Below are 23516 nucleotides of genomic sequence, written 5' to 3' on the forward strand. Positions count from 1 at the left end.
ACTATAGATTTAGTGGGGTTATTAATGTGATCTTTACCCAGAACTGGTTAGGTAAATCTTCCAGTTGAGAGGTATGTGTGCAATTTGTTGCTTTTGTGTGCAAATTGCAGGTTATCTTACATTCACTATGACGATAACCTGCGAACTCCTGAGAAAAACTTTTATAAATACTAACTTAAACCCGTAATGTCGCCATTTTCGTTGATGTCTAAAGACATAAAGGCTGGCTTGTCAGGTAGCCCAGGCATAGTCATCACATTTCCACACAACGCATAGATAAATCCTGCTCCTGCGCAAAGCTTAAGTTCTCTCACAGGAACATCAAACTGAGTTGGAGCGCCTTTAACGTGTGCTTCCGTTGATATCGACAGCGGAGTTTTCGCTAAACATACCGACAGGTGGTCGTATCCATGTTTTTTGAACTCTGCGAGCTGCGATTTAGCCTTTTCTGACAAAGTAAGGCTTGCTGCACCATAACCCACTTCAGCAACCGCCATTAACTTCTCTTCAAGCGATTGTTCTTGAGTATAAAGAGGCTTGAATTGAGCAGGTTTTTCACAAGCTGACACCACGGCTTTCGCTAAGTCAGTAGCGCCTTCTCCGCCTTGGCCAAACGCTTCACTAATTGCAACGGACACAGTCTCATCATAGCTTTGAATGAGCGCTTTTAATTGAGCTAGCTCGTCATCGGAATCTTGTGGGAATCGGTTGATAGCAATCACAATAGGAACACCGTATTTATTGACGTTGTTAATATGCCATTTCAGGTTTTCGAAACCAGCGATAAGAGCTTGACTGTCATCGTTGCAGATAGAATCCGGAAGCGGTGTGCCTGGACGCAGGTCATAAAGGCCAGAGTTTGCTTTTAAGCCTCTAAGCGTCGCAACAACTACTGCGCAATCAGGTGACTGGTTAGCCGCCGTTGCTTTAATGTTGCATGCTTTCTCGAGACCCATATCAGAACCAAAACCGCCCTCAGTCACCACGTAATCCGCTAATCTCAGTGCAATCTTATCGGCAATGATTGAGGAGTTTCCATGAGCAATGTTGGCAAATGGCCCGGCATGAATCAGGGTAGGGACGCCTTCCAATGTTTGCATCAATGTTGGCTCAATAGCGTCCTTCATTGTTACTGTCATTGCACCTGCAACTTGGAAGTCGTCTGCGGTTAAAGGTTCGCCATTTTTATTGTATGCCAACACAATACGTCCAATGCGCTTACGTAAATCTTGTAGATCTTCCGCAAGTGCGAGGATCGCCATTAACTCGGATGCAGCCGATATGTCAAAGCCATCTTCACGCTGATAGCCATTGATGGTTTTACCGTCTTCGTTTTGTCCAACAGTAATCATTCGCAGTGCACGATCGTTATGATCGAGGACCCGACGCCAAACAATACGTTGAGGATCGATATTCAGTGCCTTTAACCCTGAACGTTGTTCAAAAGCTTCAATACCTTCTCTTTGTTCATGGTAATAGCGAGCATCAATTGCCGCAGAAGCAAGGTTGTGTGCTGCAGTGACGGAGTGAATGTCTCCAGTAAGGTGAAGGTTAAGCTGTTCCATTGGCGCAACTTGAGAGTAACCACCACCAGCAGCGCCGCCTTTGACACCAAAAACGGGTCCCATTGAAGGTTGGCGAATACAAGCCATAACTGATTGATTAATTGCTGCTAACCCTTGGCTTAAACCAATAGTTGTTACTGTTTTCCCTTCACCAAGTGGAGTAGGCGTAATCGCTGTAACTAGAACAAGCTTACCTTTTGGTTTTTCTTCGAGACGTTTTAGGCTGTCTAAAGAGACTTTCGCCTTATGTAACCCAAGTGGTTGGAATTCGTCAGTGGTTAAGCCTGCACCGAGAGCAATATCACTGATGTTTTTGAGTGAAGCAGAGCGGCAAATATCAATATCAGACAGCATATTAAATCCTTATGTTGAAACCGATAAGGTGGTACGAAAACGTTTGCGTGGCGATAGTACTGTATAAATCGACCATGTAAAGGCTAACCACACGAATTATGTGCTGGAAGATAACAGATTTCACCAGTCATTGCGCGAGATCAAATCTGGCGATGCTAACTCATCACCAAAATTTACGCGATTGTGTGTGTTTTATTAGCCGAAAATAAAAAGGGTTGCATAGTGCAACCCTTAATAGAAACAGTTAGGTATTGTGATTAGCGATCCCAATACGCTTCTTCTAGGCTGTCTTCACGTTCGGGAAGAGAGCGACCAAGACGTGGAGAGTGTTGTGTCAGCACTTCGTAACTCACACGGTTAGCGTACTTACAGATCTGTGAAAGTGACGAGTAGGTCATGTAAGGCTGGTCGTGTTTAGACGAGTTTGGTACGTTCATGTGGTGGTGACTATTCGCTGCCATATCATGAAGTAGTGCAGATAGTGCTGCGTCACCTGCGCCATTGGTGTTCTTAATTTCAAGAGGACCACCAAGGTAAGGACCGATGTGAGAATATACCTTAACAGGGTTCTTACAGTCGTCCTTGCGCATTGCACGGCTAAACTCGTACTTGTTAAATTCTGGAATGTTACCAGGAAGAAGAGGTAGCTCGGTTTCGCGTTTCGCTGTCTCATCAGTGTAACCAGCCATATATAGGCCAACAGGACCCGCAGTACATAGAACTAAGTCGACCCATTCTAGAGCTTTATCTGCAGCTAGCAGCGGATCTTTCTCGCCTGTCAGAGCCTGACCTTCCTCTTCGTTCATCGCAACGATAGAGATATTCTCTTTAATGTAATCTTGCCACCATTCAGCGTTGCCTTCGATTACCCATTTTGTGCCTAGCGTCAATACAACGGGAACATTGTTTGCTTTAGCGATCTCGATAGCTCGAGCTACTGCTTTTGGCATTGGGTCTTCTGGCTTACCGCGCATTAGGTATGAAGAAACAACCAGTGCAGAGGCTTTTTCAAATACTTCTTCAGGAATGCTATCTGGACGTAGGTTGTTCATTTCACCTTCGTTGATCGCGAATGTACGTTCGCCATCGTCCGAAATTAGGGTGTAACAACGACCGATTGAACCTTCTACTGTCTGTAGGTGGTTTAGGTTCATACGCGAAGAGGTACGGCATAGGTAACGGTAAGCAAAAGAGCCAACTTCGATGTTACGTGACATAACACCTAAGAGTACCGATTTACTGTCTGCTAACACTGAGTAGTTGTGTAGCGTGTTACCAATGGTATCGCCTGGATATTGGTGCGTGATTAGACCGCTTTCAACGAGCTCATCGTATAGGGCATCCGCTTTGCTTTCTTCCAAAACAAGAGAGTGACCTTTACTTAGTTCGTATTTAGCAAGGAATTCATCAGAAACACGAGCTTCGATATCTACAATTGTTTGACCAACACCAACAATAATCGGGCGATACAGTTTTGGTGTTTCCTTCATCTGGTTGATGAGTGGATCACGGGCGTGTGTAGGGAAGTAGTGCTTAGATTTGCGCTGTCCAGGAAATTTCATAAGAAAATTACAGTGAGAAAATTTTGCCGCATAATATCACAGATTTTTGTAATTTCTTTCATTTTTATTACATTTAGACTCGCCTGTACATTGTGTATACAGGCGAGTGAACAAAACTAAGCCAGTGGTCTATTTTTGTTCAGCAGAAAGTGTTGTTGGGTCAATGTAAGCTTTAGTTCCCCATAGTGGAACCGTTGACAGGCTATGCTTGAAACTACCTTCTGTCTCTTTTGTTGTGTAAGACAGATACAGTAAGGTTTGGTTTTCCGCATCGTAGATACGTCTTACCTTCATTGTCTTAAAGAAAATACTTTTTGATTGCTTGAAGACAACCTCACCAGAGGCGCTTTTATCAATTTTGGCGATCATCTCAGGCGTGATATCACCCGTTTGACGACAAGAGATTGAGCTATCACTTGGGTCTGCAAGAGAGAAATCCGCCTCAATAGAAGCGATGTGACAGGTGACACCTGGGATCTTCTCATCATCTAGATGAGAGATCTTGATGTCTTTCAAGGTAAAGAAGCCAAGTGATACGTCACCCACCTCGTTATCCGAACAACCAACCAACATGGTCATGATACCTAATGCGATTAGGGCTTTTTTCATAAGAAGTCCTTTTAATTTATAGAGTTCTAATTACTATAAGGAGTATTGAAAGCTTGAATACGAGTGTAGAGCTTTTCGCTCTATTCGAAAAGGCAGTATTGGGAGAACCTTAATTTATGAAGCATTTAAAGTACTTGTTGGTCGTTACGATGCTCTGTATGCTCTCTGCTTGTAGCTCGGCGCCTAAGGCGACCGTGTGCCTTCCAAATAATTGTGATATTTGGGGATACTAAAGTAGGTAGTAAAAGAATGAATAATGAAATACCTGAAATCGCACTGAAAAAGAATGCGTGGTTAGCAAATCAAGTTGATGTGGCTTATCCTGCGAAAGAGAGCTTACTCGGAAGAGATGTGTATCAATCAAGACTCGCAAATAAAAGCTATCAACTGCTTCCTTCAGATCAAACTCCCGCCGATATCGAAGAAATTCATAAAGTCGATTTTCATAAACTGACCGTCTTATTCTCGCTCAATCAAGCGAGTGTCTATGAAAGTGAGTTCGATAAGACTCATATTCTTGAATTTTTAAGCCAAATTATCTTATCTGATGAACATCAACTATATATTGGTACCGTTGGTTCTGATGTAGTAGCAAGTGCAATTGTGACTTCAGTGGAAGGTGAGGTGCTTGTTTCAGATATCGTCAATCAAGCGGGCCAGAACACAATAGGCTTTGCACAACAGCTTGTGTCTTTGCTTGGCACTTCTATCGTATCGAACACCAAAGTGTGGGTCGAAAGCGAATAGAAAAGCTGATAGATAGGGTGGGAGTGCGCTCCCGCTTTTATTCATACCTCTTTTAATTCACTCGCAGCTCCGCCCGATTTCCCATTCCGGATTTATAGTTTTTCATAAGCACCAAACCGTTATTGCTTGTCGAATAATATGGAAGATTTTTTAAACATTCCCTATCACATTCTCATAATCGACACACGATTGTACTAATGTACTGTTACGCAATAGCCTTTACTTCACATTAATGTCATGTCTTTGTGTTTAAATTATCGACAAACCAACCCAATAAGACTGAGTTTTTAGCAAGGTTAGGATAATAATGCCTGTAAGTAATTTATAAATAGGGTTATTAAGGTGATCTGTCGCATATTTCGCGAAGTTAATTAAGTGGTTTTCAGGAAAATGCTACATCAGTCATGCCCGATAAACCTATATGCCTATAGGATGAAAGTCGAACTTTAGGTAAATGGTGTAACGATGAGATTAGAGCAGACAAAATGTGTGATATTTGATTGTGATGGAACACTGATAGACAGTGAAAAGCTTTGCTGCCAAGCGCTGGTGAATGTTTTTGCGCAATTCAATGTCTCTCTATCACTTGAAGATTGCTACGCGCATTTTCAAGGCGGTAAGCTTGCTGATATCTTAATGGATACCCAACAGCGCCTTGGTCTCACCATCTCTATTGATACATTGGAACCTCTATACCGCACCGAACTTGAAGCTCTTTTTCAACGATTCTTAAAGCCAATGGATGGTGCCAGTGAACTGATTAAATTTCTTAAAAATCAGGGTGTTGAGTTCTGTATTGCCTCTAATGCACCAAAAGAGCGAGTTGAGTCATCCCTAGCAATGACAGGCATGCTCGACGATTTTAAAGGTAAAATATTTTCAGCTTTCGATGCTAACAGTTGGAAACCAGAGCCTGATTTGATCATGTATACAGCAATGAACATGGGCTTTTTGCCTAACGAATGCATCTATGTTGACGATACCATCAAAGGTATTGAAGCTGGGGTGAGAGCGGGGATCCAGTCATTTCGCTTAAGACCTAACCTACCTAGCACCTTAGTTAGAACACCAAAGGCTGACTCCGAAGAGTCAGCCGCTATTGATATCTACAGCCTTGAAGAGATATCTGCTTGGCTTAGTGGCAAGCATTACTCAAGTGATACACCATACTCTGGTGTCTTGGTGGGGTAGTACTCGGTTGAATCCGGACGATTTTTGTAAATTGTTTGGTATGGAACCCACACGCAGCACAAGTAAATTTCTCTCCACAATTTGAAAGCAGATATTCCTCATGTTGGCAAAGCGGGCATGTGATGTCGTCAGTTGGTGCGTCTGTTTTATTCATTATGTCACCTGCAGCAAGTCAAAAAGCGATAACTTCGCTTCATTAGATTACCTCTAAGCCGATTTTTTAAACAGATTTCTTATTTAAGTTTTGTTCAATTGCGACTGAGCTCATGCTAATGATATTACATTAGATTACCACTATACAGTTTGCTATACTGGAATGCAGTACCATAAACTGGATTCTAATGTGAAAGTTATCATTTTCGTAATTGCCCTTCTTTTGACTGGATGTGGCCCTCAAACTTCCGACACGGCTGAAGAATCAAGCCAGTCAATTCGAAGCGTTAAATTCACCACCGCTGTTTTTCAATCTCATACTCAAACACGTCAATTAAGCGGCATAGTACGCAGCGCTCAGACTTCGCCATTGAGCTTTAAGGTGAATGGAACCGTTAGCCAGCTTATGGTGGCAAAAGGGCAGCGTGTCGAAAAAGGGCAAGTTTTAGCGCAACTAGAAACAAGTGATTTGCTATTGGCCGTTCGCAAGTCTCAAGCTTCTTTAGGTGCAGCTCGGGTTGCTAAGCTGCAGGCTGAGGACAAGTATCAACGCTCGGCAAAGCTTAACTTGAAAGGGTTTGTCTCTGAATCTGAGTTGATTGCTATTAGAGCGGATCTTGATGCGAAACAACAGCAAGAAAATCTCGCCCAGACAGATTTGTCTAATGCGGAATTGAACCTTAAACGCGCAAAACTCTACGCGCCATTTTCTGGCCAGATTAGCCAAGTACAGATCGATGAGTTTACAAAGATCAGCGCAGGTCAGCAGATCATGGAACTCGTCAATGACTTTGCTTATGAGGTCGATTTCCTTGTTCCTGAGTCACTGATTAAAGAGGTGACTTATGGTGACAAGGCTCAGGTTCAGATCTCTGCGCTTAATGATGCGAAGTTGGTAGGTACAGTGACTGAAATAGGTGCGGTGGTTGAGCGTGGAAATGCGTACTCAGTCACGTTGCAGCTCAGTGATTCAAACGTTGCATTGAGAAATGGTATGTCAGCGGATGTACAGTTACTTATCGGTGGTGAGAGTCAAAACGTGGTGCTATTACCATTAGAAGCGTTTGATTTTAATGAACGCAGCCCTGACTTAAATGGCGACGATGCTGCCATCTATATTGTTAACCCTTCAACGAGCACTCTTGAAAAGCGTTACGTTAAAACTAAGCGAGATATTAATGCTCAGGTCGTTGTATTAAATAATCTATCTGAGGGGGAAAGGATCGTTACCGCTGGGATCCCTTACCTTTATGAAGGGCAACAAGTGACCCTTTGGAACGGCTTGTAGGAAACCGCAGTATGTATAAGATTACTGAACTCGCGCTTAAACATAACCGTTTTACTCAAGTCTTTTTGGTGATGTTGTTTGTGCTTGGCATTAGCACGTTCAATAACGCACCAAGTAAAGAAGATCCTGAGATCTTAATTCGAAGTGCTGTCGTCATCGCGCAGTTTCCGGGGATGTCACCCGACCGTATCGAAAAGTTCATCACTAAGCCATTAGAGCGAGAAATAAAACAGATTCCCGAGGTGACGGAGATAAAGTCATGGTCGCGAACTGGCGCTGCGCAGATCACCGTGACGGTTCATGATAAATACTTCAATCTCCAACCGATATGGGACACGCTCCGTAATCGTATGGACAGCATGAAAGGAAGCTTACCTGATGGAACAGTTGGCCCTATGGTCAATGACGAGTTTGGGCAGGTTTATTCGGCTACGATCGCGCTTTCTGGAGACGGCTTCGACCATCACGAACTGCGTAAAACTGCTGAAGCAATTCAAGATCGGCTCAGTAGCGTCCAAACCGTATCGCAAGTTGAGCTCTATGGTGTGAATGAAGAGCGAATTTGGGTAAACGCAAAGCATGGCGCTTTGACTAACGAAAAGTTTCAATTCCGACAGATTGTTTCCGCACTGCAAGCTCGTAACGTGGTACTCCCGGGGGGCGTGATTGAAACCGATACGATGCAAGTTGAAATCGAACCGACCGGTAACTTTAATTCGGTTGAAGAGATCTTAGAGCTCGACCTTAATGAGCGAGAATCTGGCAACACTGTGTACTTGCGTGACTTGGCAGATGTAGAAGTAGGTTATGAACACCCATTTAATACTCCAGTTTATTTCAACGGTAAAAAAGCCGTCGTTATCGCTGCAGCGATGGCTTCAGGTAGCCAAAGTGATGAGTTCGGAATCAAAGTAAAAGAGTTTATTGATCAGGTAGAGAAGGACTTGCCTGTCGGTATGACCTTGGAGCTAGCAACATTCCAACCTGATAAGGTTAACGCTGCGGTTAGTTCTGCCACTACCAATTTGATGCAAACGGTCGCCGTAGTATTGGCTGTGGTGATGGCATTCCTAGGCCTAAGAATGGGTTTGATTATCGGTAGTATCGTCCCATTGACGATCTTGTTAACCGTCATCGGTATGTCGATATGGGGCGTTGAGCTACAACGAATGTCGATTGCTGCCATCATTATTTCTCTTGGTTTGCTGGTTGATAACGGTATTGTTATGGCGGAGTTTATCAAGAGCAAAGTCTCTCAAGGGGTTGAGCGTGTTGAAGCGGCTGTGTCGGCTTCTAAAGCAATGGCTGTCCCGCTTCTGACTTCTTCTTTAACCACTATTCTCGCATTTATGCCACTTCTACTGGCACAAGATGTGACCGGAGAATATTTACGCTCGTTGTCGCAAGTTATCACCATTGCGTTGTTGTCTTCTTGGTTCTTGTGCTTGTTTGCAACACCGGCATTGTGTGTCTGGTTCATTAAACCAAATACGCAGAAAGAAGATGCAAAGAATAACGAACCGGAGCTATCTAAGCTTCAACTGGCTTACCGCCGATTTGTGACTGTTATTCTAAACTTCCGCCTTAGTACGTTAGCGGTTGTTATTGCGGTATTCGCTATGTCCATCTATAGCTTTCGTTATGTGACCGTCCAGTTTATGCCTGGCTCTGAGCGCAATCAGTACCTAGTGTTTGTTGACTTGCCTGCTGGTACGAAAGTGGAAGAGTCAGATAGGGTATCGAAACGCCTAGAAACGTGGCTACTTGATAAGGAGCAGAACCCTGATGTCGTAAACACAGTGCGATATGTTGGTGATGGCGGGCCGCGCTTCTTCTTAGCATTATCTCCCGTTGATCGTGCCCCAAATCGTGTATTTATGGTGGTGAACACAACAGACTACACAGCAGCGTTGGATATGGTGAGGAAAACCAACCGATTCATTATGGAACAGCTTCCTGAAGCTAGCGGGCAGGCGAAGCGTATGTGGCTTGGTGGTAGTGAACTCGGGTTGGTTGAATATCAAGTCGTAGGCAAAGACATAGATGTGATTCAGAGTATCGCTAAGAAAATTGAGTTGGCGCTACGTCAGATTCCGGGTGCAGTCGGTGTTGCCAACGATTGGGAAAACAACGTTCCTAAGTTGATCTTAGATATCGATCAAGCTCAAGCCATTCGTGCTGGGGTTAGCAGCCGAGACATAGCGACGAGCTTAGACAGCTATCTGCGTGGTAAAGAGGTGACCAGTTTTCGTAATGATGAAGACGTAATTCCTGTGATTGTCGGTGCAGCAGAAACAGAGAAAACGTTGGAGAAATTGTTTACGGCCCAGATAGTTTCATCGACTAACGGTCAAGCTCTGCCTCTAGTACAGTTTGCATCAATTATTGCAACCAGCGAGCCTGCGGTGATACGCCGTTTTGATTTAGAACGTACGGTGACCATCAGCGTTAAGCATGAGACATTGCAAGCGAGTGAGCTTAATAAACTCGTGCAACCAACACTGGATGATATTGAGCTGCCACCGGGGTATCGTATCGCATTGGGTGGCGAGCTTAAGGGGGCGAGCAAGGCGAACGGAGCACTGTTTGGTTATCTCCCTCAATGTTTTGCTGTCATGATCCTATTGCTTCTATTGCAATTTAATTCGATTCGCCGCCCATTGATTATCTTATTGACGATCCCACTTTCGTTGATTGGGGCGGTATCGGGGTTGTTGATAACTGGCGCTTATTTCACCTTCCCAGCAATGCTCGGTATCTTCAGTCTGGCAGGCATTATTATCAATAATGGGATTGTGCTGATCGATTGTATCGAACAGAATCGAAAACTAGGGGAAGGAGTGAGAGATTCAATCATATCGGCATGTATGACGCGTTTGCGACCAATTGTGATGACAACACTGACCACGATTCTCGGTTTAGTGCCATTGGCTCTATCGGGCGGAGAGTTCTGGTATTCGATGTCTATTGTGATGATCTTCGGAATGATCGTCGGAACAGTATTGACGCTTGGTGTGGTCCCTGTGCTGTATAGCTTGTTCTTTAAAGACCAAGTAGAGCCACAACTGGCGCCAGTTTCTGCTTAACCATCTAGTATTAGAAAAAACAGCAAATAAAAAAAGAAGGACTCCGCGGAGTCCTTCTTTGGTTTCTGATGAAACAATCTAATCCAAGCTATTGAGAGCCGTTAAAACGGGCTCTAAGTGCGGTATTTTGCCAACGTCTTAGACAGTGAAATAGATGCGCTAGTGAGATTAGAAACCCCATTAGAAGTGTTTTGAGCCACTTCTTTTATAACGTCCGATTGACTGCGAATGTCATTCAGTTCGGCGGCGATGCTATTTGCCACATTGCTTTGCTCATCGGCAGAAGACGCGATTTGTGCACTCATATCCATTAGAGCACGAGCTGAATCTGAGATTGAGTTTACATCGTCACCGATATTAGAAATCAACTGGCTACTTGTCTGAGCTTGATCAACCGTTTGCTCAGTGATCTTAGCGATGTTTTGGCTCTCTTGCTGTAAGCGCTCGATCATCGCTTGGATTTCTACTGTTGCAGATTGAGTGCGGCTTGCCAGTGTTCGAACTTCATCGGCAACCACCGCAAACCCACGGCCTTGTTCACCTGCGCGTGCAGCTTCAATGGCAGCGTTCAGAGCGAGTAGGTTAGTTTGCTCCGAAATCGCGTTGATGGTGGTAATCACCTCATTGATTTGGCTAGTGTTAACGTTAAGGCTCGTTACAGACGACGAAGCTTGCTCAATCAAGGAAGAAAGCGTGGTGATCTCTGCAATTGCTTGCTGCACTTTACCGTGGCTTTGGTTAATCGCTTGTGCATCATTTTCTGTTTGCTCGGTTGAGCGGGCTGCGATGTTAGATACTTCATTAGCTGATGCCGTCATTTCATCCATCGCAGTTGCCACAGAGTCAAGAGAAGCGTGCTGGCTGCTGATCTGCGTTTCACTGCGCTTGGCTTCCGCTTCGAATGAAGAAGAGGTTTCACTCAGTGTCGCAGCGCTTTCATTAACGTTATTAACCAGTTCACTCAAGGTGTCCATTGAGCGATCTAGTGCACAACCAATCGTACCGAACTCGTCACGACCCGGGTGGAAGCCAAGACGAGAGCTTAGGTCACCGTCACCAATCTTTTCTGTTGTTGAATAGAGTACCCACAGAGCCCCACCAATGAAGGTTGCCACCCAGTAACAGAAAATACCAAAAGGAACACACCATAAGAAACTGAGTAAGAAAGTATTGAGTGCGCTTTGCTTCTGATCAGCAGCATCGGTTGCAGGTAAGGTAAGCGAGTAGTATTGGCCGTCTTTACCTTGCTGAGTCGCCGTGACTGACCCGTTGTTGTTAATGTATGTGTCTGTTGAGGTGGCACTCGACGAGCGACTTAACAGCGTTGACTCTGGCGAGTCGGAAACAGACAACATGCCTTTGAGTTGTTGTTCAGCTTGAGTCTTTGCGTTTTGTTCAATTTGATCGAGCTGATTGAGGTAGGTGTTCGTTGACAGGCTGCCAAGGGCAACTAAAAAGATAAGAAAAATGACCCACATTTTGTCGTTGATCGACATCTTAATAAACAGCTTGTCTATCGTTCGAAACTGTACTTCTTTCATGATAACTCCACGATAATTCCTTTTACCGTGGACTTTAAATAACCGCACGCAATAAATATGTGACGCGCGTCGAGTGTTTATGAAATCAAATGATAATCAATTTCTATAATTGAGACTTAGATCAATTACTTTTGATAAATTCATCAATTTAGCCAAGAGAAGGCAATAAACCACCTGAAATCATCATTTGGATTGCAATGATGATGATACCGACTGTCCCAGCCATAAACAGTGCCAATTTGCCGCCTGCGACTTGGTATACGACGCTGGTGGAACCCGGTGATTTCTGTTCTTGAGTAAAGCGTACTTTGTAGACCATGATCGTTGGCAGCAGAATTGCGAGTACAGCAAGAGCAATCGCTGCGTATCCAAGCGCCATGATAAAGCCTTGTGGGTAGAACAGAGCAAAACCAAGTGGTGGAACGAAAGTAACCAGTGCCGTTTTGATTCGTTTGCCTTGGCCTAGTTTGTCATTGAGCGAATCGCCCATAAATTCAAACAAACCCAAGCTCACGCCGATAAAGGATGTTAACAGCGCCAGATCAGCGAAGACCCCAACAATCATACCTAGGTTTGACTGATGTACTGTTTCAGATAGTGACACCAAAAGCGCGCCTAGGCTCGAATCGTTCAGTAGTTGTTCTTGGCTAACAACACCCAGCGTAACGCCTTGCCAAAACACGTAAATGATAAGCGGTAATGCAGAACCAACAATCATTACCTTGCGCAATGAGCCAACATCACCGTCTAAGTAGCGCACGATAGAAGGGATACTGCCGTGAAAGCCGAATGATGTGAATACCACTGGAATCGCTGCCACAATCAAACCTTGCTGTAGAGGCATACTTAATAGGTATTGCGATGTAACGTTTGGTGCAAGAAAGCTAAGCACCAACACCATAGCAACCAGCTTTAATCCAAATAGAACTCGATTAACTTTATCTACACTGTGAGTGCCTATCGTTACAACTGTGGCAACGATGATAGTGAAAATCAGTGTCGTAATCTGGCTACTGATCTCTAAGCCGGTTAGTTGCATTACGCGTTGGTTGAATTGCGCACCACCGCCGGCAATGTATGCGGCACATAATGCGTAGAATAAGAACATAACAGCAAAGCTTGCTATCCATTTGCCTTTATTACCCAGAATATTGTGCGCCAATGTATGTAGCGTCGCGTCTGAGTCTGCAAATTGATGTAGCTCAACCATCAATAGCGCTGTGAATGCCATCAGTGCCCATAGACCGAGCATAAGGACCAGTGATGTAGAGAAGCCGATACCAGCAGAAGCGAGAGGAAGTGCGAGCATGCCTGCACCAATAGTGGTGCCTGCGATGATCAAAGTACTACCGAAAACCTTTGATTTAGTCATTGTATATAATTCTTTACGTTATGGTGTTTTAACTTGGCATATGCACTGATTGAAAAGCTCATAGCCTGTAATAATATTGGATTGGCTGCATTTTGTGGGACTTTATCAATGAATGCAAGACTAAATGTAATTTTTTATATCCACTGTAAATTTATATTTACACTAAGGTTTGAAGAGTTCCATAAAGGCGCATAGCAATCGTTTATCTATGATCTGATTCATAGTTTGATAAAGAAAAGATTGAGTCGGTGCGACTTGACCAGTAATAGTGTGGGCGCGCGACCCAACTCGGAGATATGGATCCTATAGCGCGAATGCCGATTTAGAACAGAGGTGTGCTGCTCGAAATGAGCGCATTGAAAATAGTTGGGAAACACGGAGTGTCTTCATAAATCTGTCATATTTTACGCACAATATGGAGTCACTTAGTTGTAAGGGCAAAAGCCCATGATAAGGAATAGAAGGGCACATTATGAGTGACCAATCTTTTAATGACGAAAGTCTTGAACTGTTAGATGCTATGGAAATTGGCATTGACCTTTCTGATTACGAGCAGGCTGTTCAACAACTAGCTGAAGAGATGTTTAGCTCGTCAAACTAACCTCCGTCCTCATTAAAGTTAGCTAAGATTAGGGAGTACGTTTACTATGTTCTCCAATCGGTTCGACTTTAATGAGGTTCAATGAACTTTCTTGCACATCTTCATATCGCCAACCATTGCAGTAGCGACTTAGCAGGTAACTTACTTGGTGATTTCGTTAAAGGCGATCCTTCAAAGCACTATTCGCAATCTTTAGCTGACGGTATCCGATTGCATCGATTCGTCGACAGTTACACAGATGCTCATGCCATCTCCCGGCAGGCTAAATCCCTTTTCAAAAAAGAGACCCAACGATTTGCTCCAATCGCACTCGATGTATTTTGGGATCACTGTTTGGCGACAAATTGGTCTGAGTATTCTGACTCTTCACTTAAACAGTTTTGTGAAATATCACATAACAAGATCAGTCGAGATTCTGAGTCCCACTGGCCCGAGAACTTTGTGATGATTCACCAGAAAATGGCGCAGCAACGCTGGTTAGAGAGTTACGAATCCATGGATTCTATCGAAATGGTATTAGAGAGAATGTCTTTGCGAAGACCCAGACTTGCGGCACTGAAAGAGTGTTTTGGTGATCTTTCCAATAACTACGATAAGTTGCAGTGTCACTTTTGTGAGCTCTATCCAGACGTGCTTGAACGTGCTTTGCAGCATCGAAAACAGCAAATTGAAATGTTAGCAAATAAAAATCAATGACAAAGGTAAACAGTTTCATTTGGGTTTGCTACAATCCGCGCCTATTTCTTCTTTGAGCATCATTTTATGTCTGATACAAACCAAACTTTTGAACAATTGGGTCTTTCGGAGCAGTTGCTGTCTACATTACAGACGCTAAATTTTACAACACCGACAAGCGTGCAAGAGCAGGCAATCCCACTCGTATTAGAAGGCAAAGATGTACTGGCAGGTGCTCAAACGGGTACGGGTAAAACCGCGGCGTTTGGTTTACCAATCATTCAACGTTTATTGGCTAGCCAAGATAACGTGATTCCCAATCCTAAATTGGTAAGAGCTTTGGTACTGGTGCCAACTCGTGAACTTGCACAACAAGTTTTCGACAACATTACCAGCTACGCTGAGGGGACAGATCTTAAAATTGTCGTTGCTTACGGCGGTACAAGCATGAAAGTGCAAACCGACAATCTAAAGGCAGGAGCAGATATTCTCATCGCGACACCTGGCCGTCTGATTGACCACATGTTTACTAAGAATATCATGTTAAGCCAGACAGAAGTGCTGGTACTTGATGAAGCAGACCGCATGCTTGATATGGGTTTCATGCCAGATATTAAACGCATCTTGAAGCGCATGAATGATGTTCGTCAAACCCTGTTCTTCTCTGCGACGTTCGACAATAAGATCAAATCTATTGCGCATCGCATGATGGAGTCCCCTTGCGAGATCCAGGTAACGCCGACGAACAGTACTGCTGAAACGGTAAAACAGATGGTTTACTCAGTTGACAAAAAGCGTAAAAGCGAACTTCTGGCTTACCTGATTGGTTCTAAAAACTGGCAACAGGTATTGGTATTCACTAAGACTAAGCAAGGTACAGATGCGCTAGTTAAAGAGCTGAAATTAGATGGAATTAAAGCGGCTTCAATCAATGGTGATAAAAGCCAAGGTGCTCGTCAAAAAGCGCTTGATGATTTCAAATCGGGCAAAGTACGTGCTCTGATTGCAACTGATGTTGCGGCGCGTGGTATTGATATTCAACAACTGGAACAAGTTGTGAACTACGATATGCCGTACAAAGCAGAAGACTATGTTCACCGCATTGGTCGAACAGGGCGCGCTGGTAATACAGGATTGGCCGTTTCTCTCATGAGCAGAGACGAAGAGTACCTACTTGAGGCGATTGAGCGTTTGCTTGATAAACGTCTACCACAAGAGTGGTTACAAGGGTTTGAGCCGAGCTTAATTGAAGAGGTTGAGCCAGAACGTACAGGCCGCCGTGGTAAGAGTCGTTCTTCTGAAAAACGCAAAATGAAAGCTAAACTTAAAATCCACCAAAACCGTGGTAAGGCTCGCCGTTAATTGAGTTGTTCAATGAGCTCAACTAATTAAGGATTACTAAAAAGGCGCTTTGGGTGAGTACCCACAGCGCCTTTTTTTGTTTAATGTGAAACTGAGTTACTTTCGAGTTACTCCGCGTTTCTTACTTCACCGTTACTGCATTTCCATACACAAGGCACTTCGTAAATCAGCTCTTCAAGACTTGTTGGGTTCAGAATCCACTCATCGTCAATTTTGTAAGTGTTGATCATCTGTTTATTGAACATCTGCCAGTGATTCATTAGAGCTTCGTCTGGCGTCGCAACCATATCACCCTCATTCCAAGTACTTTCCATGAAAGGCGTAAGGCAAACGGCTGCGTTGGCATAAATGATCATCTGCCACTTAATTTCATAAATATTGATTGGGTGTTCTGGATAAGCTGCGTTGTATTCATCTGCGAGCATGTTGATCTCATGTTCCACATCACCGACGTTATCAATGAAATAGTCGACCAAGTTATCTTCTTGTCGAACCGAGTCTGAAATCAGCTGCATCGGTCTACGAGAGTGGATCATATTGGTGAACAGTCGCATTGAGAACAGATACAGCGTGACACTCGGCGCTACATCTTTTGGCAATTCCTGCATGATCTTAGCGATGTAAGCTTGAAAATACGCATGCAAGGAATCGCTAATCGCGTGCCAGATTTTTTCTTTGCTACCAAAGTGATGACGGATCAAGCTGTGAGAAACGCCCGCCTTTTCACTGATGTTACGTAACGAAACACGTTCGTAGCCGTGGTCGCAGAACAACTCTGCCGCAATGGTCATGATCTGAAAACGTGTCTCTTCAGCATCTTTGGCACTTCGACGGCCTTGCTTCTTTTCAGTCAACGTCATTTTTTCTGTCATTGTCATTTCGCAAATTAGGATGATGTTCCAATTCTACACTGTTTTCACCGAAATAAAAAATACTGCACAGGTGGAAAGTAAAGCTTGTCAATTTCATTTATTTAAATATACTGCACACCTGTGTAGTAAATCATAATAATTAAATGGAGCCGCTTAATGCAGTCCAAATCATCTTTCAGAGCCAAACCGGTAAAGGCACTAGGAGCGGTTGTAGCAGCCGTACTCTTAGCGAGCTCTTTGACCGGATGTAACAAAGTACAATCCGAAGAAAATGAACTGGTTATCAAGCCAGTTAAGCTTTTGGAAATCCCAAAACAGACGGACGTGGAACTCGATAGCTATATCGCTAAAGTCGATGCTACTGATCGAGCTGCGCTCTCTTTTCAAGTGGGTGGCCAGATCGAAAACTTTGCTGTCCGCATGGGACAAGATGTGAAAAAGGGCGAGACACTGGTTGTTTTAGACTCTACAGATTTCCGAATTGCACTCGATGCAGCACAAGCTAAGTACGATCTTGCAAACAGCCAATACCAACAAGCTTCAGAACTTTATGCTAAGAAGCTGGTGAGCACCGATTACTACGACCAAGCAGTGAACAACTACACAGCTGCTGGTGTAGAGCTTGAGCAAGCGAAGACCAATTTAGGGTATACCAAGCTAGTCGCGCCTTTTGATGGTGTTGTGTCTATGGTCTTTGGCAAACAGCACCAAGTTATCGGTGAAAAACAGCCTGTTCTTAACATCTTGAATCATGGTGCTATGGACGTAACCTTTTCTGTACCCGTTGCCAAATTAGAAGATCGTAGCATTTCAGATTTTGTTCAATCCAATATGTGGGTAGTGATGGACAGTCACCGTGGTATCCGTATTCCTACACGCTTTAAAGAGATATCAACTCAACCGGATGAAGATACCAATAGTTACCGAGCGGTTGTTTCTATTCAAAAACCAGCAGAGCTTAATCTACTTTCAGGTATGACCGCTCAGGTTGAGGTCCAAAAGTCCTCTGATGAAAACGGCATCGGTATCGTTGATTCGGCATGGGTAAGTAAACAAGACGCCCAAGGCGAGTTATGGCGCTATGACCCGGTATCAAAAATGATTTCAAAAGTGACGGTAGCACTTAATGAAAATGGTCGTGTTGTTGGTGGCCTCATTGGCGGCGACCTGATTGTTGAAGCGGGCGTAGATGCTTTGGTAGATGGACAACAAGTGAAGGCTTGGACGCGTGAGGGTGGCATTTAATGAAATTCAATAAATTAGCGGTCGTTGTGACGTCAACACTTGCACTTGCTGCTTGTAACAACGAAACCATTCACCGAGAGCAGCCAACACTAACGGTATCAACGTTTGAAGTGAAAGCGCCACTTAAAGAGCAATACCGTAACTTCAATGGTCAAGTGATGGCTGCAGAATTGACACCTTTGGCATTTCGTATCGCTGGTGAGATCGATCAAGTGTTCGTAGAGGCTGGTGATGTGGTTAACAAAGGTCAGCTTTTGGCGACTATCGACGGTGATACTTACCGACAAGATGTGGTGGATGCGCAATCTCAATTTGATCTCGCCAATAAGCAGCTAAAACGTGGCAAAGAGATGTTTGCGAGCAAGATGTTGTCAAAGTCCGAATTTGATCAACTGACAGCGAACTTTAAGCTTGCGTCTGCAAATTTGGCATCGGCTAAGCAAGCACTGGGTTACACCGAGCTACACGCTCCGTTCACAGGTACTGTTTCTGCTGTCGATAAAAAGCAGTTTGAAAACACCACGCCGGGTGAAACGCTACTAAGCCTCTATCAAAACGATAAGGTGTATGTGCGTATTCAGGTTTCAGACTCGATTTTAGCCGCGATTAGCCCAGACATGCGCTCTAGTACTTATCGTCCTAATGCGACATTTGGTGGTATCGAGGGCTCTTACCCTTTGACTTATTTGGAGCACACTAGCGAGTTACATCCTCAGTCGAGAACGTACGAATTTTGGATGTCGATGCCACAACTTGAAACACCCGTTATGCCGGGTACCAGCGTTACGGTCAACGTTGATATGGCAAAGGCTGGTTTAAGCGACGTACAAGGTTATCAATTACCGATGACAACGCTTCAAGCGGGGGCGTCGAGCAATGAGTTTTATGTTTGGAAACTTGAAGACGGCCAAGCCTACAAAAGCTTAGTTGAGGTGGAAAAAATCAGCGGCCAAGGTGCGCTAGTCGCACATGGTGTAGAGCAGGGCGAACAGTTGATTAACTCTAACTTACGCAAACTACGTGATGGTATGAAATTGTCAGGAAAAGCAGAATGAACATCGCAGAATATTCAATAAAAAACAAAGTTATTAGCTGGCTGTTTCTGGTTATTTTAGCTGTTGGTGGCGTTAGCTCTTTTAGCAACCTTTCGCGCTTAGAAGACCCTGCATTTACTATCAAAGATGCAATGATCATCTCTACTTATCCGGGCGCAAGCTCTATGGAAGTTGAGGAGGAGCTGACTTACCCATTAGAGAAAGAAATTCGACAACTGCCGTATATCGACAAGATCACTTCTACGTCGTCAGATGGTATGTCTCAAATCATGGTTAGTATGAAGATGGACTACGGTCCTGATGAGCTTCCGCAGATCTGGGATGAAATGCGACGCAAGATCAATGATCTCCAGCCAACACTGCCAAGTGGCGTGCAGTCTGTTCAGATTATTGATGACTTTGGTGACGTATTTGGCGTGATGCTTATGCTGACTGGTGATGGCTACGACTATGTTGAGCTAAAGCAGTACGCAGATTATCTCACCCGCGAGCTGGAATTGGTCGATGGTGTCGGTAAAGTCAGTATCGCTGGCGATCAGCAGGAACAACTGTTTGTCGAAATGTCATTAGAGCGCTTAGCGGCACTTAACCTAGATATGACGACAGTGACATCATTGCTTGCTCAACAGAACAGCGTGGTTTCTTCTGGTGAAGTGATGCTCAATGGTCAAAGCCTTGCGATTAAACCAAACGGAACGCTGAGCACAGTTGAAGAACTCGAGAATCTGATTATCCACGGTCGTGATACGGGCAACCTAATCCGTCTCAAAGATGTGTCTACAGTAACAAGAGGGATTGCAGAAAAACCGGGTAATGTGCTTACTTACAACGGTAAGCCTGCTATCAACATCGGTATTGCATTCTCTTCTGGCGTAAACGTGGTTGAGATTGGTCAAGCGTTAGATGCAGAGCTCGAACGACTTGAGTCTATCAAGCCTGCGGGTATTGAGTTGAACTATTTCTACAACCAAGCACAAGAAGTCGATAAATCAGTATCAGATTTCATCATCAGTTTAGTGGAAGCGGTTGCGATTGTAATCGTGGTTCTACTGTTTGCGATGGGCCTACGTAGCGGTTTGATCATCGGTTTAGTTCTACTGCTTACGGTGTTTGGTACTTTCATTTTGATGGACTACAACCAGGTAGAATTGCACCGAATTTCGTTAGGTGCGTTAATCATCGCGCTCGGCATGCTGGTGGATAACGCCATTGTCGTTGTCGAAGGTATTCTGGTTGGACTTAAGAAGGGCAAAACTAAGCTGCAAGCAGCAAAAGACATCGTGACACAAACGCAATGGCCACTATTGGGTGCGACTATTATTGCGATTACAGCGTTTGCTCCTATTGGTCTCTCAAAAGATGCGACTGGTGAGTTCATGGGTTCACTGTTCTGGGTATTGTGTTTCTCACTTTTCCTAAGTTGGATCACAGCTCTAACACTGACACCATTCTTGGCCGATTTAATGCTCAAGGAAGAGGACAAGACAGGTACAGACGAAGACCCATACAAAGGTGTTCTGTTTGTTGTGTTTGGTGCGATGCTGAAATTTGCTCTGAGATTCCGTTGGCTGACTGTGGCGAGCATGGTTGCACTACTGGCGGTATCGGTGGTGGGCTTTGGCATGGTTAAACAACAGTTTTTCCCAGCGTCGAACACACCAATGTTTTACATTGATATGTGGATGCCTGAAGGTACCGATATCCGTGAAACCATCAAGCAAACAGAGGAAGTGGAGAGCTACATTCGTAAGCTGGACAGTGTTGAGTTCGTGACCACGACTGCGGGTCAAGGTATGCAGCGTTTTGCCCTAACTTACCAACCAGAAAAGAGTTATGAAGCTTACGCTCAGCTTCAGGTAAGAACGACTGATCGCGAAACCATGTTCACGACACTGGAAAAGCTGGATGAAAAACTGGCGATTGAGTTTGAACAACCAACATTCCAGTTCAAACTGATTGAATTCGGTCCATCTCCAGCGTCAAAAATCGAAGCTCGCATTATTGGTCCGGATCCAGATCAATTGCGTACGATTGCGACTGACGTAGAAAATATCCTGCTCGCTGATCCTGGTGCTCGTAACGTAAGACATGACTGGCGTGAACGCACTAAAGAGTTGGTACCACTATTCAATGAATCTAAAGCGCGCCGTTTAGGGATATCGAAAGCTGATCTGTCTCATACACTACAAATGGCGTTTGGCGGCTACAACATTGGCTTGTTGCGCGATGGCACTCATATGCTACCAATTGTTGCCCGTTTGCCTGAAGAAGAGCGTTTTGACTTCGAATCACTAAACAATGTGAAGATTTGGAGCCCATCATTACAGACTTACATTCCGGTTGAACAAGTTATTGATGGCGTAGAACTACAATGGTCAGAACCTTTAATTCAGCGTCAAAACCGCAAACGTACATTAACTGTATTGGCAGACCATGACGTATTGGGAGATGAAACACCAGCAAGCTTGTTCGCACGTGTACAACCGAAAATTGAAGCACTAGCGCTTCCTTCTGGCTACAGCATTGAGTGGGGCGGTGAATACGAGTCTTCTAAAGATGCACAAGACTCACTGTTTGGTTCTCTGCCAATGGGTTATCTGTTGATGTTCATCATCACCATGTTGCTGTTTAACTCGGTACGTAAGCCTTTAGTTATCTGGTTTACTGTGCCTTTATCCATCATCGGTGTCTCTATAGGGTTATTGAGTACTAATATGCCATTTAGCTTTACGGCATTCTTAGGCTTGCTTAGCTTGAGTGGCATGATCTTGAAGAACGGGATTGTTCTACTAGACCAAATCAATAGTGAATTAGAGACAGGAAAAGACCCATACCTAGCGGTAGTAGACAGTGCAATCAGTCGTGTACGTCCGGTTTCAATGGCGGCATTGACCACCATTTTAGGTATGATTCCACTCGTATTTGATGCTTTCTTTGGCTCGATGGCAATCACCATCATGGCGGGCTTAGGCTTTGCGACGGTACTGACTTTAATCGTAGTGCCAGTGATGTTTGCCATCTTATTTAGAATCAAACCGTCCACTGCGGGATATTAAGGATTGATATAAACGATTCGTTTTAGCCAAGCCCAGTCTATACATTGACTGGGCTTTTTTGATCTTGACTGTTTTAGAATGAAAGGGGGATAAGGACTAGATTGAACGTCTGGACTTAGATTGCTATTTGAACATCCAACTCAATTTGAGCGGGCATCGCTAGAAAGTATCCCTGGTACATATCAAACCCCATTGTTTTCATTAGGTTTAGCTGTTCTTGAGTTTCAATGCCTTCGATAACGGTTTGTGCATTGATGGACTTAGCGAGAGCAATCACGTCATGAATAGGAGTAGCATTACCTTGTTCAAACTCTAGCATCAAAGAGCGATCTACTTTGATGATGTGCGGTGTGAGGTGTCGAACTCGCCCTTCATTTGAGGCTTGTGTACCGTAGTCGTCAACGGCCACTTTGAAGCCATTTTCTGCTAATGAACATGCCGCGGCTTTGAGTCTTTCTTCGCTGTCTGCGTTGAGTTCAACCAGTTCCATTACGATCTGTTCTGGCGACAAATTTAGTTCGACTAAACGCTTCGCTAGCAGACTGTCACTCACATTGGAGTTTGCGAATAGCTCACCGACATTAGGTAATACATTAAGGAAAAGCTGCAAATGACGAGAGGTTGATTGAGCGAAATTACGAACGTGGATAACACGACTTAAGCGCTCTACGTTGATCTTGTCGTCAATGGATGTTTCATCAGAGTGTAAGTAGTGATCGGGTCTTATTGCTTGGTTGTGATCATCAGTAATCCGGACTAATGCTTCAACACCGACTTGTCGCATTTCTGCATTAAAAATGGGCTGATAAACACTTCTTAAAGTAAGGTTTTTGTACTTGGCAATAAATTGCATCTGATCATCAACAGAGATGCATTTAACGAATTCATTACGGTCAGATAAAATCATACTTAGTTAAAGATAATCCATTAAGGGGATAAATAAGTCCTTGTGTCACAATATTGACACGCGTGGTTAAATTGTCAATTAATAAAAGAAGCATTAACGCGATCCATAATAAATAAAAACAAATTAACATTATAAACTACTGAAAATTACATTTATCCGTTTTGGTTATGAATTGTATTTGTGTGATTTGCTGTGTAAATATCAAGCAAGCAATGTGTTATGCATCGCAATGCTAGAGTTAGGTTTAATATATTTCGATCGCATATTGCGGCACC

General features: G+C 43.9%; 17 protein-coding genes. 10 read left to right on the plus strand and 7 right to left on the minus strand.

Going from position 1 to position 23516, the window contains the following annotated elements; translation table 11 throughout:
• Nucleotides 1–170: 170 nt before the first annotated feature.
• The 3 genes from OCV50_RS19240 to OCV50_RS19250 all read right to left on the minus strand — a co-directional run bounded on the left by OCV50_RS19240 (nt 171) and on the right by OCV50_RS19250 (nt 4090).
• Nucleotides 171–1919, minus strand: coding sequence for a formate--tetrahydrofolate ligase (locus OCV50_RS19240; RefSeq protein WP_261904289.1), 1749 nt, complete (start codon nt 1917–1919; stop codon nt 171–173).
• 257 nt (nt 1920–2176) lie between these two features.
• Nucleotides 2177–3481 (minus strand): inosine/guanosine kinase, encoded by a 1305-nt coding sequence (locus tag OCV50_RS19245; protein WP_239839945.1) that lies wholly within the window; start codon nt 3479–3481, stop codon nt 2177–2179.
• 129 nt (nt 3482–3610) lie between these two features.
• The gene (locus tag OCV50_RS19250; RefSeq protein ID WP_261904290.1) at nt 3611–4090 is read right to left on the minus strand and encodes a CreA family protein; all 480 of its coding nucleotides are present in this window, start codon (nt 4088–4090) and stop codon (nt 3611–3613) included.
• Nucleotides 4091–4339: 249 nt separating this feature from the next.
• On the opposite strand from OCV50_RS19250, the gene OCV50_RS19255 reads away from it, so the two are divergent.
• The 4 genes from OCV50_RS19255 (at nt 4340) to OCV50_RS19270 (ending at nt 10555) form a co-directional block, all read left to right on the plus strand.
• The gene (locus OCV50_RS19255) at nt 4340–4837 is read left to right on the plus strand and encodes a hypothetical protein (protein ID WP_261904291.1); all 498 of its coding nucleotides are present in this window, start codon (nt 4340–4342) and stop codon (nt 4835–4837) included.
• A 465-nt stretch (nt 4838–5302) separates the two neighbouring features.
• Nucleotides 5303–6028, plus strand: coding sequence for an HAD-IA family hydrolase (locus OCV50_RS19260; protein WP_261904292.1), 726 nt, complete (start codon nt 5303–5305; stop codon nt 6026–6028).
• Nucleotides 6029–6371: 343 nt separating this feature from the next.
• Nucleotides 6372–7469 carry an efflux RND transporter periplasmic adaptor subunit gene (locus OCV50_RS19265; RefSeq protein WP_261904293.1) on the plus strand — a complete coding sequence of 366 codons (1098 nt, stop codon included), beginning with the start codon at nt 6372–6374 and terminating at the stop codon, nt 7467–7469.
• An 11-nt stretch (nt 7470–7480) separates the two neighbouring features.
• The gene (locus OCV50_RS19270; protein ID WP_261904294.1) at nt 7481–10555 is read left to right on the plus strand and encodes an efflux RND transporter permease subunit; all 3075 of its coding nucleotides are present in this window, start codon (nt 7481–7483) and stop codon (nt 10553–10555) included.
• Between the two features lie 113 nt (nt 10556–10668).
• Here the strand turns inward: OCV50_RS19270 and OCV50_RS19275 are convergent, their stop codons facing one another.
• Together OCV50_RS19275 and OCV50_RS19280 are read right to left on the minus strand one after the other, a co-directional pair.
• Nucleotides 10669–12096 (minus strand): methyl-accepting chemotaxis protein, encoded by a 1428-nt coding sequence (locus OCV50_RS19275; RefSeq protein WP_239839951.1) that lies wholly within the window; start codon nt 12094–12096, stop codon nt 10669–10671.
• 148 nt (nt 12097–12244) lie between these two features.
• Entirely contained in the window at nt 12245–13468 is a 1224-nt protein-coding gene (locus tag OCV50_RS19280; RefSeq protein ID WP_261904295.1) for an aromatic amino acid transport family protein, read from the minus strand.
• Nucleotides 13469–13940: 472 nt separating this feature from the next.
• On the opposite strand from OCV50_RS19280, the gene OCV50_RS19285 reads away from it, so the two are divergent.
• The 3 genes from OCV50_RS19285 to OCV50_RS19295 all read left to right on the plus strand — a co-directional run bounded on the left by OCV50_RS19285 (nt 13941) and on the right by OCV50_RS19295 (nt 16106).
• Nucleotides 13941–14069, plus strand: coding sequence for a hypothetical protein (locus OCV50_RS19285; RefSeq protein ID WP_261904296.1), 129 nt, complete (start codon nt 13941–13943; stop codon nt 14067–14069).
• An 81-nt stretch (nt 14070–14150) separates the two neighbouring features.
• Nucleotides 14151–14765 carry an acyl carrier protein phosphodiesterase gene (locus OCV50_RS19290; protein WP_261904297.1) on the plus strand — a complete coding sequence of 205 codons (615 nt, stop codon included), beginning with the start codon at nt 14151–14153 and terminating at the stop codon, nt 14763–14765.
• A 66-nt stretch (nt 14766–14831) separates the two neighbouring features.
• Nucleotides 14832–16106 (plus strand): DEAD/DEAH box helicase, encoded by a 1275-nt coding sequence (locus tag OCV50_RS19295; RefSeq protein ID WP_261904298.1) that lies wholly within the window; start codon nt 14832–14834, stop codon nt 16104–16106.
• A gap of 107 nt (nt 16107–16213) precedes the next feature.
• Here OCV50_RS19295 and OCV50_RS19300 read toward each other — a convergent pair whose 3' ends face one another.
• Nucleotides 16214–16966 (minus strand): TetR/AcrR family transcriptional regulator, encoded by a 753-nt coding sequence (locus OCV50_RS19300; protein WP_239840457.1) that lies wholly within the window; start codon nt 16964–16966, stop codon nt 16214–16216.
• Between the two features lie 168 nt (nt 16967–17134).
• Between OCV50_RS19300 and OCV50_RS19305 the strand changes: the two genes are divergently transcribed.
• From OCV50_RS19305 to OCV50_RS19315, 3 genes are read left to right on the plus strand one after another with little or no spacing between them, the layout of a single operon-like run.
• Nucleotides 17135–18223, plus strand: a complete 1089-nt coding sequence (locus OCV50_RS19305) for an efflux RND transporter periplasmic adaptor subunit (protein ID WP_261904299.1) — start codon at nt 17135–17137, stop codon at nt 18221–18223.
• A complete protein-coding gene (locus tag OCV50_RS19310; protein ID WP_261904300.1) occupies nt 18223–19278 on the plus strand; it encodes an efflux RND transporter periplasmic adaptor subunit in 1056 nt (351 codons plus the stop codon). The genes OCV50_RS19305 and OCV50_RS19310 overlap by 1 nt, the downstream gene beginning before the upstream one ends.
• A complete protein-coding gene (locus tag OCV50_RS19315; RefSeq protein WP_261904301.1) occupies nt 19275–22334 on the plus strand; it encodes an efflux RND transporter permease subunit in 3060 nt (1019 codons plus the stop codon). Before OCV50_RS19310 ends, OCV50_RS19315 begins: the two co-directional genes overlap by 4 nt.
• 115 nt (nt 22335–22449) lie before the next feature.
• On the opposite strand, the gene OCV50_RS19320 is transcribed toward OCV50_RS19315, so the two are convergent.
• Nucleotides 22450–23187, minus strand: a complete 738-nt coding sequence (locus OCV50_RS19320; RefSeq protein ID WP_261905239.1) for an EAL domain-containing protein — start codon at nt 23185–23187, stop codon at nt 22450–22452.
• Between the last annotated feature and the right edge of the window lie 329 nt (nt 23188–23516).

Origin of the sequence: Vibrio fortis, assembly GCF_024347475.1 — a bacterium.
Lineage (GTDB): Bacteria > Pseudomonadota > Gammaproteobacteria > Enterobacterales > Vibrionaceae > Vibrio > Vibrio fortis.